The sequence below is a fragment of the Maridesulfovibrio bastinii DSM 16055 genome (assembly GCF_000429985.1).
In the GTDB taxonomy this organism is placed as follows: domain Bacteria; phylum Desulfobacterota; class Desulfovibrionia; order Desulfovibrionales; family Desulfovibrionaceae; genus Maridesulfovibrio; species Maridesulfovibrio bastinii.
Genome location: NZ_AUCX01000010.1, coordinates 198976 through 220716, shown reverse-complemented (window position 1 = coordinate 220716; position 21741 = coordinate 198976). Strand labels below are relative to the sequence as shown.

General features: G+C 46.6%; 24 protein-coding genes. 9 read left to right on the top strand and 15 right to left on the bottom strand.

Going from position 1 to position 21741, the window contains the following annotated elements; translation table 11 throughout:
* Positions 1 to 207 (top strand): hypothetical protein (locus tag G496_RS21415; protein WP_245577837.1); only part of this gene is annotated, 207 nt, incomplete at its 5' end.
* A 124-nt stretch (positions 208 to 331) separates the two neighbouring features.
* Here the strand turns inward: G496_RS21415 and G496_RS20485 are convergent.
* The 10 genes from G496_RS20485 to G496_RS0106580 all read right to left on the bottom strand — a co-directional run bounded on the left by G496_RS20485 (position 332) and on the right by G496_RS0106580 (position 10972).
* Positions 332 to 2281, bottom strand: coding sequence for an SUMF1/EgtB/PvdO family nonheme iron enzyme (locus tag G496_RS20485; RefSeq protein ID WP_051294877.1), 1950 nt, complete (start codon positions 2279 to 2281; stop codon positions 332 to 334).
* Positions 2282 to 2538: 257 nt separating this feature from the next.
* Positions 2539 to 2805, bottom strand: coding sequence for a hypothetical protein (locus tag G496_RS0106625; RefSeq protein WP_027178593.1), 267 nt, complete (start codon positions 2803 to 2805; stop codon positions 2539 to 2541).
* Between the two features lie 5 nt (positions 2806 to 2810).
* Entirely contained in the window at positions 2811 to 3941 is a 1131-nt protein-coding gene (locus tag G496_RS0106620; RefSeq protein ID WP_027178592.1) for an iron ABC transporter substrate-binding protein, read from the bottom strand.
* Positions 3942 to 4351: 410 nt separating this feature from the next.
* Positions 4352 to 5023 (bottom strand): DUF3431 domain-containing protein, encoded by a 672-nt coding sequence (locus tag G496_RS0106615; RefSeq protein WP_034632577.1) that lies wholly within the window; start codon positions 5021 to 5023, stop codon positions 4352 to 4354.
* Between the two features lie 368 nt (positions 5024 to 5391).
* On the bottom strand, positions 5392 to 6567 hold the full coding sequence (dsrP, locus tag G496_RS0106605) for a sulfate reduction electron transfer complex DsrMKJOP subunit DsrP (protein ID WP_027178589.1): 1176 nt from the start codon (positions 6565 to 6567) through the stop codon (positions 5392 to 5394).
* A gap of 12 nt (positions 6568 to 6579) precedes the next feature.
* Positions 6580 to 7350: a sulfate reduction electron transfer complex DsrMKJOP subunit DsrO gene (gene dsrO, locus G496_RS0106600; RefSeq protein WP_027178588.1), complete on the bottom strand. Its 771-nt coding sequence runs from the start codon at positions 7348 to 7350 to the stop codon at positions 6580 to 6582.
* Positions 7350 to 7730: a sulfate reduction electron transfer complex DsrMKJOP subunit DsrJ gene (gene dsrJ / locus G496_RS0106595; RefSeq protein ID WP_027178587.1), complete on the bottom strand. Its 381-nt coding sequence runs from the start codon at positions 7728 to 7730 to the stop codon at positions 7350 to 7352. The genes dsrO and dsrJ overlap by 1 nt, the downstream gene beginning before the upstream one ends.
* 3 nt (positions 7731 to 7733) lie before the next feature.
* On the bottom strand, positions 7734 to 9341 hold the full coding sequence (gene dsrK / locus G496_RS0106590) for a sulfate reduction electron transfer complex DsrMKJOP subunit DsrK (protein WP_027178586.1): 1608 nt from the start codon (positions 9339 to 9341) through the stop codon (positions 7734 to 7736).
* A 58-nt stretch (positions 9342 to 9399) separates the two neighbouring features.
* Positions 9400 to 10395, bottom strand: coding sequence for a sulfate reduction electron transfer complex DsrMKJOP subunit DsrM (gene dsrM / locus G496_RS0106585; RefSeq protein ID WP_027178585.1), 996 nt, complete (start codon positions 10393 to 10395; stop codon positions 9400 to 9402).
* A 46-nt stretch (positions 10396 to 10441) separates the two neighbouring features.
* Complete coding sequence (locus G496_RS0106580; protein WP_027178584.1) at positions 10442 to 10972, bottom strand: RsbRD N-terminal domain-containing protein; 531 nt, start codon at positions 10970 to 10972, stop codon at positions 10442 to 10444.
* 343 nt (positions 10973 to 11315) lie between these two features.
* Between G496_RS0106580 and G496_RS0106575 the strand changes: the two genes are divergently transcribed.
* Complete coding sequence (locus tag G496_RS0106575) at positions 11316 to 11906, top strand: VOC family protein (protein ID WP_027178583.1); 591 nt, start codon at positions 11316 to 11318, stop codon at positions 11904 to 11906.
* The gene (gene sfsA, locus G496_RS0106570; RefSeq protein WP_027178582.1) at positions 11887 to 12612 is read left to right on the top strand and encodes a DNA/RNA nuclease SfsA; all 726 of its coding nucleotides are present in this window, start codon (positions 11887 to 11889) and stop codon (positions 12610 to 12612) included. Before G496_RS0106575 ends, sfsA begins: the two co-directional genes overlap by 20 nt.
* A gap of 214 nt (positions 12613 to 12826) precedes the next feature.
* Here sfsA and G496_RS0106560 read toward each other — a convergent pair whose 3' ends face one another.
* The 5 genes from G496_RS0106560 to G496_RS0106540 form a co-directional block, all read right to left on the bottom strand.
* Positions 12827 to 13321 carry an acyl-CoA thioesterase gene (locus G496_RS0106560; protein ID WP_027178581.1) on the bottom strand — a complete coding sequence of 165 codons (495 nt, stop codon included), beginning with the start codon at positions 13319 to 13321 and terminating at the stop codon, positions 12827 to 12829.
* A gap of 50 nt (positions 13322 to 13371) precedes the next feature.
* Positions 13372 to 13611 (bottom strand): hypothetical protein, encoded by a 240-nt coding sequence (locus tag G496_RS0106555; protein WP_027178580.1) that lies wholly within the window; start codon positions 13609 to 13611, stop codon positions 13372 to 13374.
* Positions 13612 to 13840: 229 nt separating this feature from the next.
* Entirely contained in the window at positions 13841 to 15013 is a 1173-nt protein-coding gene (locus G496_RS0106550; RefSeq protein ID WP_027178579.1) for a hypothetical protein, read from the bottom strand.
* Positions 15014 to 15076: 63 nt separating this feature from the next.
* The gene (locus tag G496_RS19025) at positions 15077 to 16183 is read right to left on the bottom strand and encodes a (Fe-S)-binding protein (RefSeq protein WP_051294876.1); all 1107 of its coding nucleotides are present in this window, start codon (positions 16181 to 16183) and stop codon (positions 15077 to 15079) included.
* 48 nt (positions 16184 to 16231) lie between these two features.
* Positions 16232 to 16801, bottom strand: a complete 570-nt coding sequence (locus G496_RS0106540; protein WP_027178578.1) for an OB-fold protein — start codon at positions 16799 to 16801, stop codon at positions 16232 to 16234.
* A 377-nt stretch (positions 16802 to 17178) separates the two neighbouring features.
* Between G496_RS0106540 and ffh the strand changes: the two genes are divergently transcribed.
* The 6 genes from ffh to rplS all read left to right on the top strand — a co-directional run bounded on the left by ffh (position 17179) and on the right by rplS (position 21613).
* A complete protein-coding gene (gene ffh / locus G496_RS0106535) occupies positions 17179 to 18702 on the top strand; it encodes a signal recognition particle protein (protein ID WP_027178577.1) in 1524 nt (507 codons plus the stop codon).
* Positions 18703 to 18771: 69 nt separating this feature from the next.
* The gene (rpsP, locus tag G496_RS0106530) at positions 18772 to 19008 is read left to right on the top strand and encodes a 30S ribosomal protein S16 (RefSeq protein WP_027178576.1); all 237 of its coding nucleotides are present in this window, start codon (positions 18772 to 18774) and stop codon (positions 19006 to 19008) included.
* A gap of 74 nt (positions 19009 to 19082) precedes the next feature.
* On the top strand, positions 19083 to 19316 hold the full coding sequence (locus tag G496_RS0106525) for a KH domain-containing protein (protein WP_027178575.1): 234 nt from the start codon (positions 19083 to 19085) through the stop codon (positions 19314 to 19316).
* A gap of 33 nt (positions 19317 to 19349) precedes the next feature.
* Complete coding sequence (rimM, locus tag G496_RS0106520) at positions 19350 to 19877, top strand: ribosome maturation factor RimM (RefSeq protein ID WP_027178574.1); 528 nt, start codon at positions 19350 to 19352, stop codon at positions 19875 to 19877.
* A gap of 27 nt (positions 19878 to 19904) precedes the next feature.
* Positions 19905 to 21215, top strand: coding sequence for a tRNA (guanosine(37)-N1)-methyltransferase TrmD (gene trmD, locus G496_RS0106515; protein ID WP_027178573.1), 1311 nt, complete (start codon positions 19905 to 19907; stop codon positions 21213 to 21215).
* A 50-nt stretch (positions 21216 to 21265) separates the two neighbouring features.
* Positions 21266 to 21613, top strand: coding sequence for a 50S ribosomal protein L19 (gene rplS, locus G496_RS0106510; RefSeq protein WP_027178572.1), 348 nt, complete (start codon positions 21266 to 21268; stop codon positions 21611 to 21613).
* Positions 21614 to 21741 lie beyond the last annotated feature (128 nt).

The following is a 21741-nucleotide window of genomic DNA, read 5'->3' as shown; positions in this document are numbered from 1 at the left end:
TATGCCAGAATGCGCGGCCTCTCGAAGGCTCAAGAACAAAGTCTCCTCTGCGCAGCCTGCCAAAACATGAAGAAAATAGCGCTTATCCTAAGCGCTAGACGCATATTTTCTGATATTTTTAAAACTATTGCCTTCAAAGAGAGTTCCGTTCACTGTTTTGCTTCGAACTTGGGATTTGATCGACCAAATTTAAATTTTTCAAACTAAATCAAACAGAAATAGGGCGTAATAAAACCCCGCTTTCAAAAAAAACGGGGTTAGTCAGCAATCTGAGGGACCGCTTTTGGCGGTCCCTAAAACATAAAAAGGTAAAAATGTTAAAAGGTAAAAGCTAATTTGTTCTGAGGAGGCGGAAGCCCAGGTCGTCGTTCCTGCAGTCCGGATCGATCCAGCAGCGATTGGCCGCCCGCACGCCCCATGCGTAGCTGCTCCAGCCGCCGCCACGGTAGACGCGGTCGAAGCCTCCGCCAGAATATATGGGATTCTGACGGGAGTGCTGGGAGTAGGCGTTTTTGTTGTACCAGTCCTGGCACCACTCACAGACATTGCCCGACATGTCGTACAGGCCAAGACCATTGGGAGCCTTGGTGCCCACAGGATGCGTCTTCTTGCCGCTGTTACCGTTATACCAGGCAACACGGTCCACATCATTGCCCCCGGCATAGGTCTCGTCCCTGCCGCCGGAACGGGCCGCATACTCCCACTCCGCCTCCGTGGGCAGACGGAAAGTACCGTTTCCCTTGGCGTTCATCCGCTTGATGAATTCCTGGGCATCATTCCAGGAGACCGTTTCGACAGGATTGCGGTCACCCTTGAAGTGGGAAGGATTATTCCCCATAACCCGCTGCCATTCGGCCTGGGTCACCTCGTACTTGCCCAGCCAGAATCCGTCCACGCACACCTCGTGCACCGGCTTCTCGTCCTTGCCGCCGGAGTTGGAACCCATCTGGAAACAGCCACCCGGAACCCACACGAACTCTATGCCCGTGGTTGGGTCGCGCCAGGTCTTGCCGGGGGTAGAGGAAGAGGGACGGGGGGCAGGGGCTGCTGCCTCCGCCACCGTCGCCTTTTCCAGTGTCACCGGCACGTCCAGGTCCTGCCCCGCCCTCAGTCCCACCCACTGGCGGACCTTGCCGTACCCGGATTTCGATGCCTCAACGTGATATTTGCCCGGCGCAAGTGACATGCCCCGCGTATACTTCGGGCCGATGTTCAGAATCTTGATCGTCGCATCTGTCGGGTTCGGCAGCACATACAGCCGCTCCGGCTTGACCTCGGCCCTGGCCTGAGTCAGTGCGAACCCGACATGCACCGACTGCCCGCCAAGAACAGTCGTGATTTTCTCCTGCGGCTCATACCCGTCCAGTCTGGCTTCGAGGGTAACCCGACCGACCGGCAGGCCGTTCAGCGATTTGGGCGTACGCCCCACACGGTTGCCGTTCAGAAAAATCTGCGCCCCGTCAGGCTGGGACTCGATGCGCAGCGAGCCCATCGTCGCAGGCTGCGACGCAGGTGCGCCATACGTGGAGCCGTACGCAACCATGGTTTGGCCCGCAAGAAAGATGTCGTCGTACAGGGAAAGGGATATCCACGGCTCCTGACTTCCGTTGGTCTCCCGGACAACGCCTTTGCCCGCCCGCTTGAAGACCTGCTCCAGGGTCAGCCCTTTCTTGTCGATATTGGCCAGCAGGTTTTTGGTAAACACGCCGTTGCGCCCGCTGCCGTCCGCCGCTACGTCGCCGAGCGCGGTGGCATAGACCACCACCGTACCTCTGGGCGCGTCCATGCGCGTCAGGCCGCGCGAGGCCGACCGGAACGAACGGGCAAACGGGTTGTTGCGGCAGGCGTCGAGGATGAGGATGTTCACCCCCTTTCCGGCGGCGGACATGCCGTCCAGCACTCGGTTGGCGTTGACCGCCTCATACTTCACGTCATATTCCGTGGCCACGTCGGCATCCACCGGGATCAGGTAGTTCGCCCCCTGCACCTGCATGCCGTGCCCGGCATAGTAGAACAGGCGGATATCCGCCCGCGCCAGCTTGGACCCAAAATCGCGGATGGACCGCTCCATCTTCTTTTGCCCGGCATCGGTCAGCAAAGTGACGTCGAATCCGAGCCCTCGCAACTTGGCCGCCATATCCGAGGCGTCATTGACGGGATTTCTGAGCGGCGAATCCGCATACCGTCCGTTGCCGATGACCAGCGCCACCCGCCCGGCGGCAAGCGCTGACCCCGAAATGGCCAACACCAAGAAAAAAACAAGCAGCCCGATCCGTTTCATCCCGATTCTCCACACAAAAATGCTGTTTATCCTCATTCCCGACAATCCATACATATTCAAGAACCGAAAGTGAAGGGCAAACCCGGCAGCCGTCCCCCCACGCTTTAGCGGACAATAGGCTCCTTCCCTTCTGTTGTCGGAGTTGACACGATCTAAAATTTACATCATAACTATATGAAAATAAAGATTATATTGTTTATTTCATGTGTGAAAAAATGTGTTAATTGGTTTCCGAAGTCACCGAGAATGATCTGGGATCACCATAATTCACCCAAAAGTAACCCCCTGCCATGTTTAGAAAACATGGCAGGGGGCGGCTTTTTAGAAACGTGGTGGGTACTTTTTGGAAGGCTTTGCCCCAGAACAGTCTTAAAGGCATCAATCGGGGATATTTGAACAGGGCCGAGTCCTATGGAGATAATGAGTACCCCTGCTGTCAGCACCAGCATTCCAAGGATGAATATAGTCTTGGTGCGGAGGTGCTTTGTATATTCCGCAGGAATCTGGCCATCGTTAAAGTGCATAGGACTTATTTATTCTCCAGCGAAATTTTGGAAAAGGCTCTATTCTGGAATTCTTTGTTCATGGTTTTATAAGCCGGAAAGCCGACAAGGAAAGAGTATATTTCATCTGCTTTGGCTGTGGGCTCTATGCTTTTAAATTTTTCAGGATAAAGAATTTTTCCGATGAAATAAGCATCAGCCAGAATTGAACCGAAGTTGCGGGAGTACCAGTTATAGGGGAGCAGGCCGTATATATGGTCTTCCTGAACAGCTTTCAGTCCCTTGTATGCTTCTTCTGTTTGCAGTTCATACAAGGCCCCGGAACCTTCCCCAAGCTGGCATGTAGAGAGGTCTACAAAAATATAATCAGGATTCCAGGCTACAATCTGTTCCTTGGATACATTGGTGTGATTCAGCGGCTTAGAGTCCGAATTTGCCGGTCTTGCAACATTGAGGGCATGCACGAATAGAAACGGCGGGTATCCCGGTTCGGTCGATTGAAGTCCGTGTGGGCCTTTGCTGGCAATGCCTCCAACGTAGCAGCTTTTTTTCTGGCTGTTTGGTATATTTGAAGTCAGGTTATCAAGTTCCGAAATACAGCGGTCCATGAAGTCGCAGACTTCTGCGGCTCTTTTGTCTTTGCCAATAATACTGCCCATTAATTTCAGAGAATCAAAAACTTTCTTTTTTCCACTATCCAGTGAAGCATATTTTAAAACAACAACTGGAATACCTGTTTTAGCCTGCAACTCATCCGGGTTGTAGCCCATATTTGCATATGTTTTAAAGATTAGCTGAGGTTGTGGTTCGAGGCTTAAAATTAATTCCGGGTTATCATGGCCCCTGAATTCACCAAATAACGGCAGCTTTTTGAATTGCGGATTTGCAAGAGCATACGGGCGGGCATCAAATTCATTACGGCGTATTTCAATATCGTCTACCGCAACAGCCATATCTTGCGATTGCAGATAGGTGAGGTAGCGCAGGCATCCCGGTCCCGAGCAGATAACTCTTTCAACTTTCGAAGGAATTTCAACCTGTCTGCCTGCGGCGTCAGTTATTATTCTGGTTTTTCCGGCTATGGCCGATGAACATAGCAAGGTTAAAAAGATTAAAATTATTAGAGTATTGCTAAAAATTAACTTTGCATAATTCATTTTTTACCACGCTTTGGATGTTGTTATTTTTTAATAATAAACGCTTAATTGGTATATTTTTAAAAAAAACGTGTCAATATATGCTATTAATTTAGAATTAATAATCATAATGTTTTAGTAGGAAATAGGGAAAAAGAGTCTAAGGATGGAATCAGGTGCAGCCATTAATTTTTAAGTTTAAATTTAAAAATTGCAGCTAAAATTCAGCTGGATAATGCAGTTTTGAACATTCAAAATTAGAAGTCTGATTTTGTCGAACATAAAAGCTGTCTTGCAAAAATATGTTCTTATGTGGATAACTGGCCAGAATTAGAAGCTTATTAACAATAAATAACAATAAAAATTAGTTAGTTAAAGATATTAAGAACATTTTTTAAGAACAGCAGTATAGAGAATGAGCTGGGTGGTTTCTATGGAGTAGGGTTCAATCTTTCGTTACCGTTGAAAATAAGCTGCCAGAGCCTTTCAAAAGCGTGTCCGGTATTGAATTCGTCTTGTGGATCGTTGGAGATTATTTCAAGAGCATTGAGGTAAAAGCTGAGTGGACGGCATAATATGCGGTCTTTTCGTACTATGAAATTACCGGTCATTGCGCTTGCGATAAATTGCTGCGGCGGCTCCTGCTGGAATAGTTTTTTAAAAGTTTCGCCGACAGGAATATCTTTTCCCCAGCCCAGCCATTTATCCTTTGATTGGGGATCATTCATCTGGTGTGGACGGCCTAAGCGGTCACATTTTGTTCTGAACCATGCCAGCCCTTTGAAAGGAATATTTTTAGTAACATTCTGATGGATTAAATCCCTAAGCTCTTTAGGTCCGCATCCTTCTTCCAGATGGAAAAAAGGTGACCCCTGCATGAAGACCGTGAAATCAGAAAAATCAGGATAGCTGTTTACTATATGGGATAGGTAAGTATGTGACTCACGCCCGATATTTTTTAACGGTATTGAATTATGTAGCGGGATTACATTTTTATTATATATTGTGATTGGAAAATCCATTTCCTCAATCCAGCTTATGTCCTCGCTGTATCTGGAAACAATTCCGCTTATTGTCGGCTGTGTTGAAAATTGATGGGGCATGGAATTTTATAGCTTTCCCGTGATTGAAAGTGAAGTGCGGAATACGAATTGTGGAAGTAATTGCTGAATATTTTTTAACTGTGGCTAGCCATAACTTCGGTTGTGAATGAGGGCCTTGGGCATGTGGTTGTCTGCGCAAGGTCATAGAGTTGAGAATCTGTTTAACCAAGTTAAAGCCGATTGATGAAGTTTGCTGTTGGAGCATGTTTTTGGCCTTGTCCGCTCCATAATTTTTATAAGTCTGCTGAAAGATATGATATTAAATTGTATTTTCTATGACGGGAAATTAAAAAGACCCGCTTCGGATGAAGCGGGTCTTTTTAATTGTGATTTCAGCTACCGTAATAATGATTACTCATCAATAATGATTATTCATCTTCTGGAGTGAGTTCAGATAGGTCTCGTTTAATGTCTGTAGCAATTTTGTAGAGAATGGTAAGAACCAGTGCTCCAATTGACCAGATCATTACTGAGACAGCTATTTCACTTGAAGTCGGCCAATAAGGCGTGACGGTGTTGAATGCGTTGGGAGTAAAACCTGCGGTAACAAAAGACATACCTTTATCAACCCATGTTCCGAAGACCAGAATTACAAGGGTGAAAGGCAGCAGTGATTTGTTGTCACGCAGTTTGGGCGGGACAAGCAGAATAATACTCAGGATGCAGCATGCAGCTGCGGCCCACATCCAGCCAACAAGTGAAGTATTACCTTCAAGACCGGAGAACAGGAAGACCATAGGCTCCATGTGTCCGGGAATATTGGAGTAGAAAGCAGTGAACAGTTCCAGCATAAAGAAGAAGACGTTCACGCACATAGCGTAGGTGATTGTCTTGGTCAGTGTTTTGGTTGCTGCATCACCCTGATAGTAACCTGTCAGTTTCCTTACAACGTAAAGAATGAGCAGGAGCAGAGCCGGACCGGCGCAGAATGCAGCGGCAAGGAATCTTGCAGCAACAATTGCTGAGAGCCAGTAGTGGCGGCTGGGCAGACCTGCGTACAGGAAAGCGGTAACAGTGTGGATTGCAAAACCCCAGACAACTGAGAGGTAAATAATCGGTTTGATCCACTTGGGTGGATGAACACGCTGACGCTCTGATTCGAGGCAGGTCCAGCCGATAAGTACGTTTAATGCCAGATAGCCGCACAGAACAACCATATCCCAGAAGAGCATGGAGTTCGGTGTGGGGTGCAGAATCATGTTCATTGCGCGCTGTGGTTGTCCTATATCAACAAGAACGAAACACAGGCTCATAACAACGGCTGAAATAGCCAGAAATTCACCCATGATAACCAGACCGCGATATTTTTCATAATTATGAAGATAAAACGGCAAAGCAATCATAACACCTGATGCGGCAACACCGACCAGATAGGTGAACTGTGCGATATAAAATCCCCATGAAATGTCACGGCTCATACCGGTAACAGTCAGACCGTGTATCAGCTGGTTAATGTAAACCAGTGAACAAAGACCGATGACAATTATGAGAAAAAGAATCCAGCCCCAGTATCTAGGGCTTCCTTTTAGTGCTTTTTCGAGCATTTTAGCCTCCCCCTAGATGATGTAGTAAACACCGGGCTCGGTTCCGAGTTCCGGCTTCCTGCGGATGGTGAAGTCTTTTCTCAAGACCTCTCTCACTGGAGAGTTGGGGTCTGTAAGATCTCCGAAGACAATAGCGCCTTCAGACTTCGTTACACAAACTGGAAGTTCGCCTTCCGCAAGCTTCTCAACACAGAAGTTACATTTCTCAACAACACCGCGCATACGGGTCGGGAACTTCATGTTCAGATTGTCCATATCAAGATGGAGTCTGGGGTCCATGAAGTTGAAGCTTCTGGCTCCGAAGGGGCAGGCTGCCATGCAGTAACGGCAACCGATGCAGCGATGGTAGTCCATTGCTACAATGTGGTCCGCGCGCTGGAAAGTAGCTTTTGTGGGGCATACTCTTACGCACGGCGGGTGCTCGCAGTGGTTGCAGAGGAGCGGAAAGCGGCGTTCTTCAAGCTCTTCAGCCATGTGGTTGTTTTCCTGTTCGGGAAAACTTTCACTGTATGAAGCATCCCACAACCATTTTATGTCCTGATTGGTAGGGATCTTGGGAACGTTGTGCCAGTGATGACAGGCATCAGCCAGCTTTTCAATCTGTTCCTTGGTGTTAAGCTTGCGGGTATCAATAACCATTGCCCAGCGTTTGGCCTTGAGATGGGCTTTATTGACAATAGGATGTGCTTTCCCGGAAGCCAAAGCGCCGGCAGCAGGAGTAAGACATAGTCCTGCTGCTGATATTCCAGCAAATTTCAGGAAGTTTCTTCTGCTCTGTTTCATTATTTGGCCTCCTTGGGAGGAACGTGGCAATCCCAGCAGTAGGGAGTTACACCGGCGTCCTGATGACACTTGTCGCAGAATTTTTCCTTGCTGGTATGGCAGCGCAGGCAGGTCTTCTGCAGGCTGATGGTGAACTCTTTACCTTTACTGTTGATATAAGTCCTTTCACCGTCACGAAGGGCCCAGTCTCTCCATTCGTTAAGCAGCTGCATGTGATGAGCCCTCATGTATTCTTTGGACTCTATGCAGTTCTTTTCATTTTTAGGCAGCTCAACTTGAGGCTGTTTGTAAGCCGCACTTCCGAGATTAAACCAGAAGGGAAGCGAAACAAGAGCCAGGAAGATAACCAGGCCTGCTATAATTTTTCCACCGTAATGCATGTGTTACCCCTCCTTACCGGGCAGAGGTTCCTGGCGAAGGTCGACTTCCCTTTCCTTTTCGCCATCAAGAATGAGGGCGTTTCCTACCAGCTCATGCACACCGCAGACGTCTACGCCCGGTGCCCAGTAGTTGGCCAGAGGAGGAAGGGTTGCACGGTCGATCGCGCAGATACATGAGAGCATGTTGACATCGTGCTCGTCGCGAACGGATTTGAGAGCATTACCTCTCGGCAGTCCGCCGCGCATGCGGATTTCCATGATCTCGTCAGTATTCAGTCCTGAACCGCCGGCGCAGCAGAAAGTCTGCTCGCGGATAGTCTGTTCAGGCATTTCAAAGAAGTTTTTAACAACATTCTTAATTACGTAACGAGGTTCATCCATGAGTCCCATGGCACGGGCAGGGTTGCATGAGTCATGGAAGGTTACCCGCAGGTGGTCGTTACGGCTGGGATCGAGTTTCAGCTTGTTATGTTTCATAAGGTCGGCTGTGAACTCGGTGATATGCAGCATTTTTGTCTGAGCGGCAGCGGGGAAGACTGTTCCTGTGATCGGGCTCTTGGGAACCTGCAGGAAGTCGGCCGGACCGTTCATAGTATCCATGTACTGGTTGATAACACGCCACATGTGTCCGCATTCGCCGCCGAGAATCCATTTTACTCCGAGGCGTTTTGCTTCGGCATACATCTTGGCGTTAAGTTTCTTCATCATTTCCGAAGAAGTGAAGAGACCGAAGTTACCGCCTTCAGATGCGTAAGTGGACAGGGTGTAGTCGAGGCCGATGTGATCAAACAGCATCAGATAACCCATGAAGGTATAGATACCGGGATCAGCAAAGACGTCTCCGGAAGGAGTAATGAAAAGAATTTCATGTCCTTTTTCGTTCAAGGGTACATTAATTCTTTTTCCGGTTATTTCTTCGATATCGTCAACCATGAATTCAACGATATCTTTGAATGCATGAGGCTGAATACCGAGGTGGTTACCAGTGCGGTTACAGTTGGAAACCGGTTCGAGAATCCAGTTGATGTTTACACCGCAGAGGTGCAGCAGCTCGCGTGCCATCATTGTTACTTCGGCTGTGTCAATGCCGTATGGGCAGAACAGTGAGCAGCGGCGGCATTCAGTACACTGATAGAAGTAAATGAACCATTCTTTGAGTACATCTTCGGTCATTACACGGGAACCGGTGAGTGTACTGAGAATTTTACCTGCCATAGTGAAGTCTTTGCGATAAATGGAGCGCATAAGCTCGGCACGCAGGACAGGCATGTTCTTGGGATCACCGGAACCGATGAAGAAATGGCATTTGTCGGCGCATGCACCGCAACGAACACAGACATCCATGAAGATTTTCAGGGAGCGGTATTTGTCGAGCCTTTCTTTGAAGCCCTGATGTACGATATCCTGCCAGTTTTCAGGCAGTTTCCAATCCTGGTCAGCCGGGTTCCACTCTCGGGGGTTCGGAAATCCCAGGTATTCAAGTTTCTCCGCTTTAGCAGGATAACACCAGTTGCCCGGTGAAGTATCCGCTTTAATATCCATCCACGGTGTGGACGGCGGAGTATAGTTTATGCTTTTTAATAGCTCTTCGGCTTTTGGGAGGTCAGCCATGTCAACTCCTCAAAAAGGTATTGTTAAGGTCCAAACTACTTAAAAGTATTTTGTACTCTTAAGACTTTTTTTCCACCGGGAGACCCGCTTCAATCATGGGTTCTCTGAAATCGTTCTCATAATCTTCATAGCTGTGAGGCTTGATGCTGGGATCGTTCCAGGGATTTTCATGATGTACGCGGCGCGGGTTGTTGGGCATATTCCTTGTTGGAGAAAGGAAAACACCGCCCGCATGCATGAGTTTGCTGAACGGAAAGTAGATCAACAATGTACAGACAAGGAAAAGGTGTACATAGAAGGGTACTGACACGCCAGCAGGAATCACGGGGTGGAAAGTGACCAATCCCATTGTGAGCTGCTTAACAGCCGGAATGTCGACATGGGCGAAAAAGCGCATGTAGATTCCGGAAAGCGCAACGCTGATGATGAGCAGCAGCGGGAAATAGTCGGTTACGAGTGATATGTAACGGACTTTTGCATCCCAAAGCCTGCGCGCCAGCAGGAAGCCCAGTCCGACAAGAATGAGTATGTCGGACATGTAAAGTCTTGGCGCACCGATCTGAAAAATTCCGTCAAGCATAGCCACAAAGTTGATACATGCAGGAACTGGCTCGAAAAAGAGTCTCATGTGCCTGATAATGATCAACAGAAATGAGTAATGGAAAAGCAGAGAGAAGAGCCAGAGCCATTTGGCTGAGGCATAAGTTACCTGCCCTTCCTGAATGCCTGTCTTTGCATTCCGGAAAAGAGACCGGAAACAAAGAACTTCAAGCAGCATACGGATAAAGGTTTGACCAGGGGTCACAGGGTTGTCAAACTTGCTGTGCTTAATGAAGTCGAGAGACTTCTGCTGTCCGCCCGTGGTCGTAATATTAAAAGGAACTGGGCTTTTTGCCCATTTGATTATCCGGTAGGCAAAACCTACCAGAAACACGGCAACTGCCACCAACGGTAACGCGATGCCGAATAGTCCCGCCATGTGTGCTGTACCAACGCCGAAAAGCGCGATAAGCACCAGAGCAAAAACTAAAACGAGTGAGTACAAAGCGTTCATTTACCTTCACCTCGCTTATACGTTTGGCTTCCTAGGAAGCCGGCCACTACACCTGCCCGGCCCCCTTGGCCGAAGCGTCCTCGATCTTATTCGCTCGCCTGAGAATCATGTGATAAGCCCGTTTTACCTCATCAATCCTCATTTGCGAGATCAAATCTCTATTTTTGGTGTAAACGTCAAATGCAATGAGTCCTAGATTGTCAATCCTGGTCTCGAATGCCAGAAGTTCATCAAGAGAGTTTTCTTTTTTGAGTTTTTCAAAAAATTGTTCTCTGATGAGTTTTTTAAGCTCCAAAGCAAAGCTTAAAGATTTAGATGGCGCAAAATCTTGAACTGTCCTGATTTTGACAAGTTCGTCAAGGCATTCGGCAATAGCATCGCCGTTATCCCAGTCAATAACCAGATCAAGAAGTTGAGCCGTTACTTTTCTAATCGCAGCACCTACAGGATTGGTGAACCTGTCTTTATTACTTTTCCAGACCTTTTGAGTTTCAACAGGGTAAGTGCTGAAAACAAGGTCACACCATTTTTTCGCAATTTCTTCTCTTCTTTCAGAAATTTCTTCTAAAAGACTCATTTTGACCGATCCTGTGTAATATTATGATGGCTGATCGAAGAATCAGGGAAAGCCTTGGCAAACCTGCATGTATGATTCTTTTTGCAGCTAAATTTAACCAATAAAAAAAAAAGACTTTCTCAAAGTCGACTAACAGGACGATATTCCAGATACCCCGACATTCGTCAAGGTCTTTTCCCTTGAAAACCGCATGTGCGGATTGTTGAAAATCTTGATGAAACAAGGGTTTTTCAGATACTCTTCTGAGAGAAACCCGGAGCATCGGAAGAGGGGGATTCTGTTTTATTCTTATTTTGACGGGAAAATTTTAAAAAAGATTAAATTCTTTTATGGAGATTAGTAAATGGTTAAATATATGGGAATTAATCACCTAGCTCTGGTTACATCCGATATGGATTCCACAATAAGATTCTGGAGAGACCTTTTACATATGAAACTCGTTGCCGGGCTTGGACATCCCGGTTACAGACATTATTTTTTCTCACTTACAGAACATGATATGGTTGCCTTTTTTGAATGGCCGGATGTGGAAAAGCTACACGAAAAGGATCACGGTGTCCCTGTGAAAGGACCTTGTGGTTTTGATCATGTTTCATTCGAAGTTTCTGCGGATGATGATTTGTGGGAACTCAAGGACCGTATCGAGGCCGCCGGATTCTGGGTCTCGGAAGTTCTGGATCACGGATTTATTCATTCAATTTATACCTTTGATCCCAATAACATAGCGATTGAATTCAGTGCGCCGACTAAGCGGGTTGACCTTAGAAGAAAGCCGCGCATGATGGACCGTTCACCGTCTGAAGTGACCTGTGAAGGACCTGAACCGGTTGAAGGCGTATGGCCGGAAGTAACCAGCCCGGCTACTGCTGATGATAAAGTTGTTTATCCCGGAGAAGGAGAAGTTTTTGACACAGATGAAAATGGATGCTTCTAACCTGATAGCCTACCCTGAAGGGTGCAGGGTGGCCACGTTTATCAGGCGTTACAAGCGATTCACGGTGGAGGCCTTGCTTGATGGAGAGGTTGTCGGAGTGCATACCAATAATACTGGAAGCATGCTCGGACTTTTAAGGGAAGGGTGTGACGTATTGATTTCTCCGGCACTTAATCCGGCGAGGAAGTTGAAATGGACTCTGGAAATGACCAGAAATTCTGGTGTCTGGGTCGGTGTTAATACCTCCATCCCCAACAAAATGATTGAGAAGGCCTTTTATGCCGGAGTACTCCCGGAGCTTGAGGGGTATACCCACATAAAAAGGGAAGCCAAGGTCGGGAACAGCCGGCTTGACGCTTTGTTGACGGATGAAACCGGCAAGCTGCCCGATTTATGGGTGGAGTGCAAAAATGTGACTTTGGTTGAAGACGAAGTGGCATGCTTTCCTGATGCTCAGACAGCCAGAGGACGCAAGCATCTGGAAGAGCTGATGAGTCTCGCCGGTTCCGGTGCAGCCGTTGCAATGTTTTTCTTTATACAGCGCGCAGACGGACAATGTTTCGGACCGGCTGATTTCATCGATCAGGAGTATGCGGATTTATTTTATGAAGCGATTGATTCAAAAGTGGCTATGTGGCCATACGTTGCCAGTCTCAGCCTCAAAGGAGTGGGGATAAGTCACAGATTGAAGGTTGTGAACAGGTGAGTGGTAAGTTTTTTATAAGATTAAAAAAAATAAAAGCTGTTTCGAAAAAAACGAAACAGCTTTTAAAATTTGAAAGTTCAGAGCTTTTTTAACGTTAAAAAAGCCCTGAACCCTCTGATGAGAGAAAAAGCGCGGGGTCCTTTGGGAACCGGGTCTTTCCCGTTCGGACCCCGTAGGAGCAGGTTGCCGAAAAAAATAGTATGGCAGTTGCGGATCAGTCCTCTTTGCCGGAAGAAGTCTTTTCTCGCTGGAGTTCCTGTTTCCGCATGATTCTGCGTTCCTGGGCCTCTTTGTTTCTGCGATGATCGACACCTGTTTCAAGGATCAGCGGCGGTACGGGTGAAGGTCTTCCTTCTGCTCCTATAGCTACAAAAGTCAGGTAGGCTGAGTTGGTATGTCTTGTCTCGCCTGTAAGAAGATTTTCAGCTTCAACCCTGACTCCAATCTCCATTGAAGTCCGTCCAACCATATTCACATTGGCATAAAGTGAAATAAGTTCACCGACATAAGCCGGATTTATAAAATTCATTCTATCTATAGAGACCGTGACAACAGGTTGTCTGGCATGGCGCATAGCAGCTGTTGCGGCTACCAGATCTATCTGTTTCATCAGAGCTCCACCATGCAGATTGCCTGCCGGGTTGGTGTCCTGCGGTAAAACCCGGTAAGTCATAAGCGTTTTGCTTTCACTTCCTTTTTTGGGTTCCACTTTATAATCTCCATGTTTTTTTGTAGTATGTTTGTATTACAAAAAGTATTCTAAATATTCTTCTTTGAGTAGTCAATACGTGCTTGCCAAATCATTTTAGCTAATCTTTTTCCAAGATCGGCCTGTCTTGCCCTCAAAAGAGCTTCAGCCGCTTCGGCATTACCTTGAGATTTGAGCAGGGTGGCAGACTCAAGATCACGAAGGTAGTTTTCAAACTCCTTTATAATACTTGATAAATTAAGAGATTCCAGCTCAAGAGGAACTCTTACTGATTTAACCTTTTTGCTCATATCTTAAAATAGTCCTTGCGTTTGTTAAGTCTCTTATTTGCTCATATATTAATTTTTGTCAACATTTTGTAATACAATTATATGACCTAATAAATAAATATTGTCATCAACTAATTTGATTTTTAACAATAAAATGAAATTAATTAGTATTTAAAAAGTAATACATAATGTAATACAAAAAAGCTTCAAAAAATATTCTTAAGTGTAATTTAAAGTTTATGATTCAGGTTCAGGAGAATTCGAAGGCCGGTTGAGTTTTGATCTCAGCCCGGCATGCTGCAAAAAAGGAGGTGAAAAGAATGAAAGCTTCGGCCGGAGAATTAAAAACAGGTTCAAATGAGCCGATGATAATAATAGAGAAAATAAGGCTGTGGCAGAATTGGGAAGTATATTTTTTACCGATCCATGAAAAAATGGCTATGCATATTATTATGCCTCCGGCACCCCATGAAAGTAGAATATTCAGCCAGAATGGTCTGATATTGAATAGAAAAATTCCAAAATCTGTCCAGACCTGCTGTTGATCGTACCAGACCTGCCATAGCGTCGTAGGAACATTCAGAGGCAGGGGTGTTGCCATGGGCATTCCTGTAAGCAGAGTCTGAGGGAAGTGGGTTATGATACTTATTCCGGCGGCCCATATCCAGTAGGTAGGAATGTCGTTACGGTTAAGCAGGGTCATGTCCTGAACCAGAATGGATGCATAAGAGAAGAAGCAGAATGCAAGAATGACGGCAATTTTTTGTCTGATGCTTTTTTTCGTGAAAAGTATGAAAAGCATAACCGCAATAACGCTGGCGTTGCGGTTTAAGGAACAGAATATCCCCGAGATGATCAGGAGCTGTTCAACGCTGTTGTTGCCGTCATGTTCGTCAAGAGTTGAGCAGAGCCCACAAAGCAGAGCAGTTGCGATAAGAGACGATCCGGCTGCCCCGCCGGGAGAAGTGAACGGAATAATTTTAGAAATTTGCAGCAGTAGCCCTCCGTCGACCAGTATTGCCAGTATTGCAGCGAAGAATGAAATAACAGAAGGAGCTGCACGTCCGAAACGGCGGAGCCATAATGCTGCCAGACAGAAGTAAATCGCCGGTCTGATCTGCATCAGAAAGGGCAGAATCTCATGTAGAGGCTGGATTGAGTCTGAGAGGTATGCGAAAAGCAGATATGTAATCAGTGCGGCTGACAGGATGGCTATAAACGGAAGAATCCATGGCTTTTCATTTTTTGAGCTCAGCTCTGAAAATAACCCGGCAACAGCTGTTCCGGTTATAATGTAGTCGACAGTATGAAATGGAATCTGGATTCCCAGAGCCGTTCCGGCATAATAAAAGAGGCCCAGCCCGGGACAAAAAAGAGCTAAGACCAGACCCGCCGCTGTTATGTTTCTGCTACCGTATTGCATTTAAAAATGAGTACATCGAATGAGCTAGAAAAAAAAGACTCAAAATATATGATGCCGGATATATTACCTGCTTTTTTTGGTTTTCAGAGCTTTTGTTTTTAACTTAAAAAAGAATCTGGAAAAATAATTAAAGGGAAAGGTCTTAGGTTTTTGAAAAGGTTTTTCATTAAAAAGAATATTAAGCAGATGGGTTATCTGTGTTTTTGAAGAGAGGTAATTTACGCATCCGGCGCAATAGGAGATGGCCGGTAGTCCTGCTTCCAAAAGCTCGTTACCCCGTTTGTTTTGCCATTCCCCGGCAATGGATTCATCAAGAAAAGACGTAGCTCCACCTTCCCCGCAACAAAATGTTTTTTCTCTGCTGTGCAATGGTTCAGAATATTTTATTTTGCATTTATCAAGCAGGCTTCGGATATCTTCGTGCATCTCTTTTTCAAATCTGGTTACGCACGGATCGTGTATTGTGACTTGCAGCCCCTCATGATTATAAAATTCGGTTTTTGAACGGTTTAGGTATGAGTACACCGTGTTTACCTCAAAAGGAGGATTGGCCGCTTTCAATGTCGTGTAACAGTTGGGGCAGGCTGTTAATATTTCTGATATTCCCGCTCTGGCGATTTCTCCTATCAGTATAAAGAGTCGTGATTCAATGTTCTGACTGATTCCCAGTGAGATAGAAGGTTTTGAACAGCAGTCGAGAATAATGCCGGTTGTGCGGTCCGATTGCAGAAGGGTCTTATATGTCTGCATCGTGGTGAGTGGAAACATGCCGGGGAGTGTGCAGCCCGGAAAAAAAGCCGTTTTGCAACCCCTCGGGATATTGCCGCCGGAAAGCAGACGACTGCGCCCAAGATTTTCGTATTTCAATATGGGTGAATAAACTTCAAGGTCTGTCAGATTTTGTTTTACGGCTTCATTGCGAAGTTCACCGAACATCGCTGAGGGATTGCAATCAACAGGGCATACCGCAGTGCAAAGCGAGCAGAGGGAACACTCAAATGAGAAGATTGCAGCAGCCTGAGCCGAAATTTCAGATTCAAGAATTTCCCTTGCCAGAGAGCCGGGAGAACCGTGCCTTTGAAGAAAAAGGCAATGCTTTTCACACTTTCCGCAATCGATACATTTTTCAGCGGTCTCAGCTATATAGTCTCTGATTTTAAAGTTTGGCATATTTTACGATTTGTTAAAGAAAAATCTTAATAGAGCCTTTGGGCGACTCTATAGCAGCTGACAGCCCCAGACCTTTACTCTTTTGTTAGTATATTCGGTGCATTTACCTTTCAATCTTATTTTCTGACCCGGCTTGAGGTTGGTGACTTCAGGCATATTTTCTTCGGTAAAATAGCATAAAACTTCCGAGGTAAAGTTGGAAATACCTTTTAAGCCGATGTTTAAATTTCCATAATCGTGATTGGAAACTTCAACGATTTCGCCGCGTATCTCTAATATTTCATTCAGGTATTTACTGCCTGCCGCAGTATTGTTTTCAACAAAATCAATATATAATTTGTATGATCCGACACTCAGTCTCGGTTCACTGGTTCGTACTTCATTATATATTCTGGAATGCCATCCGCTTAGAGTTTCCTTTTTTCCACCCATAGACGGCTGTTGTGGTGCCGGTCCGGCAAAGGTCTTTTTCTGAAGGTCCATACGGTTGACCATCTGTCCTGTTGAATCGAAAACTTCAGCTGTCGGTTTTCCGTCCGGAGCTAGAAATATACGGACTCTGGTCCTGCCCACCGGGTCCACAAGCTGAAATTCCTGAGCCTTGACAACATTGGTCATGTTCACCCCTTAATTTGTCGAGAAGAGTTATTTTTAATGGATGGAAAAATGTTTCTTAGTGTGTTTATAGAATTAAATATGTTATGTGGTAAAGTGGTTTGGAATAAAAATAGCCGTGTTTAGCCCGAAAGGGCGTAATATGGCTTGCGCCATTGGCACTCTGTAAGTTAGAAGCCCGAAGAACTGAACTTTTAAATACGTTTGAGCGTTTTTTTACAGTTCCGGCGGATTTAGGAGTACTGATAAGACTTGACTTGACAGTTCAAAAGCTATAACTGTCAAGCCCTTTCTTTGCGCAATCTTCATCGAATTTAAGTGGCAGGGCAGTTTTTTATATAAACTGAGCGCAAATAAATGCAAAGCGGCGGAGCGGTTAATTGTTCGATAGCCTTTCAGACAGACTTTCTGAAGCCTTTAAAAATTTCAAGGGACAGGGCCGTCTGGATGAGAAGAACATTCAGGACGGAATGCGTGAGGTGCGCCTTGCACTCCTCGAAGCGGATGTTAACTACAAAGTAGTTAAAGATTTCGTGGACAAGGTTAAGGAGCGCGCTCTCGGACAGGATGTTATCAAGAGCCTTTCTCCCGGGCAGCAGGTAATCAAGATCGTTAATGACGAGCTTGTCGAACTGCTGGGCGGAGAGCAGGAAGGGCTTGTCCTGAAGAAAAAACCGGCAATGATTATGATGGTCGGATTGCAGGGATCAGGTAAAACAACCTCATCTGCAAAGCTGGCTCTATATCTTCGCCGTAAAAAATATAAACCATACCTTGTCCCTGCCGACGTATACAGACCAGCGGCTATCGACCAGTTGAATGTCCTTGCCAAACAGCTGGATATGCCGGTCTATCCTTCCACCACGGATATGAATCCGGTGGATATATGCAAGGATGCACTTGTGAAGGCCGAGGAAGAAGGCTGCGATGTAGTTTTCTTCGATACAGCCGGACGTCTGCATATAGATGAAACACTTATGGATGAGCTTGTGGCTATCAAAGAGTCCTGCTCACCAGATGAAATACTTTTCGTTGCGGATGCCATGACCGGACAGGACGCTGTCAACGTGGCTTCCACATTCGATGAAAAGCTCGACGTCACCGGCGTTGTGCTTACAAAAATGGATGGTGACGCCCGTGGTGGTGCCGCACTGTCCATTAAGTCCGTGACCGGCAAGTCCGTTAAGTTTGTCGGTATGGGTGAAAAGCTTTCGGACATGGAAATCTTCCATCCTGACCGGGCTGCGTCCCGTATTCTCGGTATGGGCGACATGCTCACTCTTATTGAGAAGGCTCAGGCCACGATAGATGAAGAAGAAGCCGAAAAGCTTACCGACAAATTCCGCAAGGCCAAGTTTGACCTTGAGGATTTTCGCACCCAGATGCGGAGAATGAAAAAAATCGGCTCCATGGAGAGTATCCTAAAACTTATTCCGGGTCTCGGCGGGCTTACCAAACAGCTTGGCGATCTTAATGTCCCGGACAAGGAGCTGAACCGGATAGAAGCCATTATTTCTTCCATGACAATGGAAGAACGCAGGAATCCGAAAATTATCAACCCCAGTCGTAGACGCAGGGTTGCAGCCGGTTCCGGCGTATCTCTTCAGGATGTTAATCAGATGCTCAAAAATTTTGAGCAGATGAGTAAGATGATGAAGAAGATGATGGGTGGCAAAGGCAAAGGCAAGATGCCTAAAATGCCGAAGATGCCTAATATCCCAGGACTCGGTGAAGGCGGTGGAATGCCGGGAATGCCGGGTCTTCCGGGAATGGACGGCATGGAAGGGATGGAAGGCATGAATGGTTCCGGAGCGCAGGCTCCGCGCACCATAAGCAAGAAAACCCTTCAGGAACGCAAGAAAAAGAAACTCAATAAGAAGGCCCGCAAAAAGAAGCGGAAGTAGCTTTTGAGTAATCAGCTTGCAATTTATTAACGAAACTCTTAAATAACACTATATGGGGGAAAATAAGAAATGCCCGTGAAACTGAGACTGACCCGCATGGGTTCCAAAAAGCGCCCTTTTTATCGCGTAGTTGCAATTAACAGCGAAACCAGACGTGATGGTCGTCCTCTGGAAAACATTGGACACTATAACCCGATGGTTGAGCCGGCTGAAATCGTTATTGATAAGGAAAAAGTGGAGAAGTGGCTTGAGAAAGGCGCAGAAGTCAGTGACACTGTTCGCGCTCTCATTAAAAAAGTTTCCTAAGGCTTTTTTCCCCGGCGCTCGGACTCTTCTTCACCAGATGTCCCCGATTGACAGTAGCAGCGGAGGTTGTTGGCATGTTGAAAGATTTGGTTGAATACATCGCGAAATCGCTTGTTGACAATCCGGATGAAGTTCTAGTCACCGAGATTGAAGGGGAACAGACTTCTGTAATTGAGTTGAAAGTAGCAAAGGAAGATCTTGGAAAGGTCATCGGCAAGCAGGGACGCACGGCTAGAGCCATGCGCACTCTTCTTGGTGCTGCTTCTACCAAAGTCAGAAAACGTTCGGTTCTGGAGATCCTTGAGTAGCTTTTCCGGATCTGGCCTATCAGGCAGGCTGCTATGAAAATGATTCTAGTGGCTGAGGTTATTAAACCGCATGGCCTAAGAGGGGAAGTCTGCATTGAATCCTATGCGGATTCCCCTTTTCTGTACGGCGAGGTTCCTTTTGTTTTTCTAGGTAAAAACAAAGGCAAGCCCCGTCGTTTTCGTGTGCTTTCGCACAGAAAGCACAAAGGCAGGGTTCTTCTTACCTTTGAAGGGGTGGATGGACGCGATAAAGCTGAAGACCTGCGCGGTTTTCAGGTTTTTATCCGTGAAAAGGATCTTCCTGAAAGCGGGAAAGATTCTTTGTATCTGTACCAGATCAAGGGAATGAGAGTCGTGCTTGAAAACGGCGAAACGGTGGGCACAGTTTCTGATTTTCTGCTCAACTGCGGGCAGGAAACATGGGTGATAAAATCCGAAGACGGGAAAGAAATACTTTTTCCCGCCGAGCAGGATTTTATCTTATCCGTAAATATGGAAAGCCATGAGATTACTGTTGCTCCGCCCGAAGGGCTGCTTGAGTTGTATCTCGCTGAAATTTGAAATTAAGTATATTTCCCGGACATATCTGTGAAGTTCAATCTGGTAACACTTTTTCCGGAGTTTTTTGACTCCCCGCTTTCCCACGGTCTTATGGGTAAAGCGGTTGAAAACGACATTGTGTCGTTTAATCTTGTCGATCCACGCTCCTATACTCAGGACAGGCATAGCAGTGTGGACGACAGGCCTTATGGCGGCGGACCGGGAATGGTCATGTTTGTCGACCCCATTGCAAGGGCTCTTGACGAACTTGATATCAAGCCGACCATAAAAGGTGGAATAGGACGCAAACGCCGTCTGATAATGCTTTCGCCTAGAGGAAAACAGCTTTCACAGGCTCTGGCCCGTGAACTTGCCGAAGAGGATGAAGTTACACTGGTGTGCGGAAGGTACGAAGGTATTGACGCCCGCTTTGAAGATCTTTATCCGGTGGAGTGCGTTTCAGTCGGAGACTTTGTTCTCAATGGCGGAGAAGCCGGGGCTCTCTGTCTGATTGAAGCTGTCTCCAGACTGCTGCCCGGATTTATGGGGCATGCTGAGTCCGGCACCGAAGAAAGCTTTTCGTCGGGATTGCTGGAATATCCTCATTATACCAGACCGGCTGAGTATGAAGGTCTGAAGGTTCCTGAGGTTTTATCCTCGGGTAACCATGCCGTTATTGAAAAATGGAGGCGGGAAAGATCACTGGAAGTGACTCTTGAGGCCCGTCCTGAAATTTTATCAGAAGCAGACGATCTTACAAAAGATGATGTTCTGCATCTGAGGAAGACTCCCCGCAATCGCCTTGGAAGAAATCTTTCCATGGCACTGGTACATTACCCTGTGCTAAATAAATTTGGGGAGAAGACCGCTGTGTCTTTGACAAACCTCGATATTCACGATATGTCCCGCGTTTCCCGTTCGTATTCTTTGGCCGGGTTATATGCGGTGACTCCGATCGAGGATCAGAAAAGACTGGCGGATAAGCTTATTTCTCACTGGACCGAAGGCGCCGGCAGCAGGTTTAACCCTGATAGAGCCGAGGCTTTGAAGACGGTTCAGGTCAAAAATTCTCTGGAAGATGTTATAGATAACATTGAAAGAGAGTCGGGAAAAAGACCGGTTATTGTAACCACAAGTGCCCGTGGGGCCGGAACCTTGATACCGGGTCAGGTTCGGCAGTGGCTCGAAGAGTCCCCCGTACTGCTGGTTTTCGGGACTGGTCACGGATTGGCTCCGGAAGTATTGGAAATGGCGGTTGGCAGCCTGCGCCCCATTCGATTTATGGACGGATACAATCATCTTTCAGTAAGAAGTGCGGTAGCGATCACGGTAGACAGGCTGCTTGGTGACGCCTGGTAGTTTGCTTCCGCTAGGGTACCGTAAATAGTTTTCATATAAGGAGTAGCGACATGAATGTAATTGAAAAAATAGAACGCGAACAGCTGCGTATTGATATGCCTAAATTCAAGGCTGGAGATACTGTAAAAGTTCATTTCCGTATCATTGAAGGTGAAAAAGAGCGTATTCAGGTTTTCCAGGGTGCTGTTCTTCGTTTCCGCAAAGGAACCACCGACTCAACTTTTACTGTTCGTAAAATTTCCGATGGTATCGGTGTTGAACGTATTTTCCCCGTTCATTCACCTTACATTGAGCGTGTAGAAGTTGTTTCCGAAGGTAAAGTTCGCCGTAGCCGCGTTTACTACCTCCGTGGACTTAAAGGTAAAGCCGCACGCATCAAATCCAAGAACGCCTGGTAGGCGCTCGCAGAGCCTTGTTTCAAGGTTCCGTCGATCGGGCTCAGGCCCGGATCGGCAGAAAATTAGAAGATTTAAAGCCGCCTTTCCCGGACCTTATGGCTCGGGAACAGGCGGCTTTTTATGTTTTT

Excerpts from the sequence above, each read along its gene's own strand:
- G496_RS0106575 (WP_027178583.1), top strand. The coding sequence starts at position 11,316 with ATGGTTAAATATATGGGAATTAATCACCTAGCTCTGGTTACATCCGAT.
- dsrJ (WP_027178587.1), bottom strand. The coding sequence starts at position 7,730 with ATGCATTACGGTGGAAAAATTATAGCAGGCCTGGTTATCTTCCTGGCT.
- G496_RS0106620 (WP_027178592.1), bottom strand. The coding sequence starts at position 3,941 with ATGAATTATGCAAAGTTAATTTTTAGCAATACTCTAATAATTTTAATC.
- dsrO (WP_027178588.1), bottom strand. The coding sequence starts at position 7,350 with ATGAAACAGAGCAGAAGAAACTTCCTGAAATTTGCTGGAATATCAGCA.
- G496_RS20485 (WP_051294877.1), bottom strand. The coding sequence starts at position 2,281 with ATGAAACGGATCGGGCTGCTTGTTTTTTTCTTGGTGTTGGCCATTTCG.
- rpsP (WP_027178576.1), top strand. The coding sequence starts at position 18,772 with ATGCCCGTGAAACTGAGACTGACCCGCATGGGTTCCAAAAAGCGCCCT.
- G496_RS0106625 (WP_027178593.1), bottom strand. The coding sequence starts at position 2,805 with ATGCACTTTAACGATGGCCAGATTCCTGCGGAATATACAAAGCACCTC.
- G496_RS0106540 (WP_027178578.1), bottom strand. The coding sequence starts at position 16,801 with ATGACCAATGTTGTCAAGGCTCAGGAATTTCAGCTTGTGGACCCGGTG.
- G496_RS0106615 (WP_034632577.1), bottom strand. The coding sequence starts at position 5,023 with ATGCCCCATCAATTTTCAACACAGCCGACAATAAGCGGAATTGTTTCC.
- G496_RS0106580 (WP_027178584.1), bottom strand. The coding sequence starts at position 10,972 with ATGAGTCTTTTAGAAGAAATTTCTGAAAGAAGAGAAGAAATTGCGAAA.
- G496_RS0106555 (WP_027178580.1), bottom strand. The coding sequence starts at position 13,611 with ATGAGCAAAAAGGTTAAATCAGTAAGAGTTCCTCTTGAGCTGGAATCT.
- dsrM (WP_027178585.1), bottom strand. The coding sequence starts at position 10,395 with ATGAACGCTTTGTACTCACTCGTTTTAGTTTTTGCTCTGGTGCTTATC.
- G496_RS0106550 (WP_027178579.1), bottom strand. The coding sequence starts at position 15,013 with ATGCAATACGGTAGCAGAAACATAACAGCGGCGGGTCTGGTCTTAGCT.
- G496_RS19025 (WP_051294876.1), bottom strand. The coding sequence starts at position 16,183 with ATGCCAAACTTTAAAATCAGAGACTATATAGCTGAGACCGCTGAAAAA.
- dsrP (WP_027178589.1), bottom strand. The coding sequence starts at position 6,567 with ATGCTCGAAAAAGCACTAAAAGGAAGCCCTAGATACTGGGGCTGGATT.
- rimM (WP_027178574.1), top strand. The coding sequence starts at position 19,350 with ATGAAAATGATTCTAGTGGCTGAGGTTATTAAACCGCATGGCCTAAGA.
- dsrK (WP_027178586.1), bottom strand. The coding sequence starts at position 9,341 with ATGGCTGACCTCCCAAAAGCCGAAGAGCTATTAAAAAGCATAAACTAT.
- sfsA (WP_027178582.1), top strand. The coding sequence starts at position 11,887 with ATGAAAATGGATGCTTCTAACCTGATAGCCTACCCTGAAGGGTGCAGG.
- G496_RS0106525 (WP_027178575.1), top strand. The coding sequence starts at position 19,083 with ATGTTGAAAGATTTGGTTGAATACATCGCGAAATCGCTTGTTGACAAT.
- rplS (WP_027178572.1), top strand. The coding sequence starts at position 21,266 with ATGAATGTAATTGAAAAAATAGAACGCGAACAGCTGCGTATTGATATG.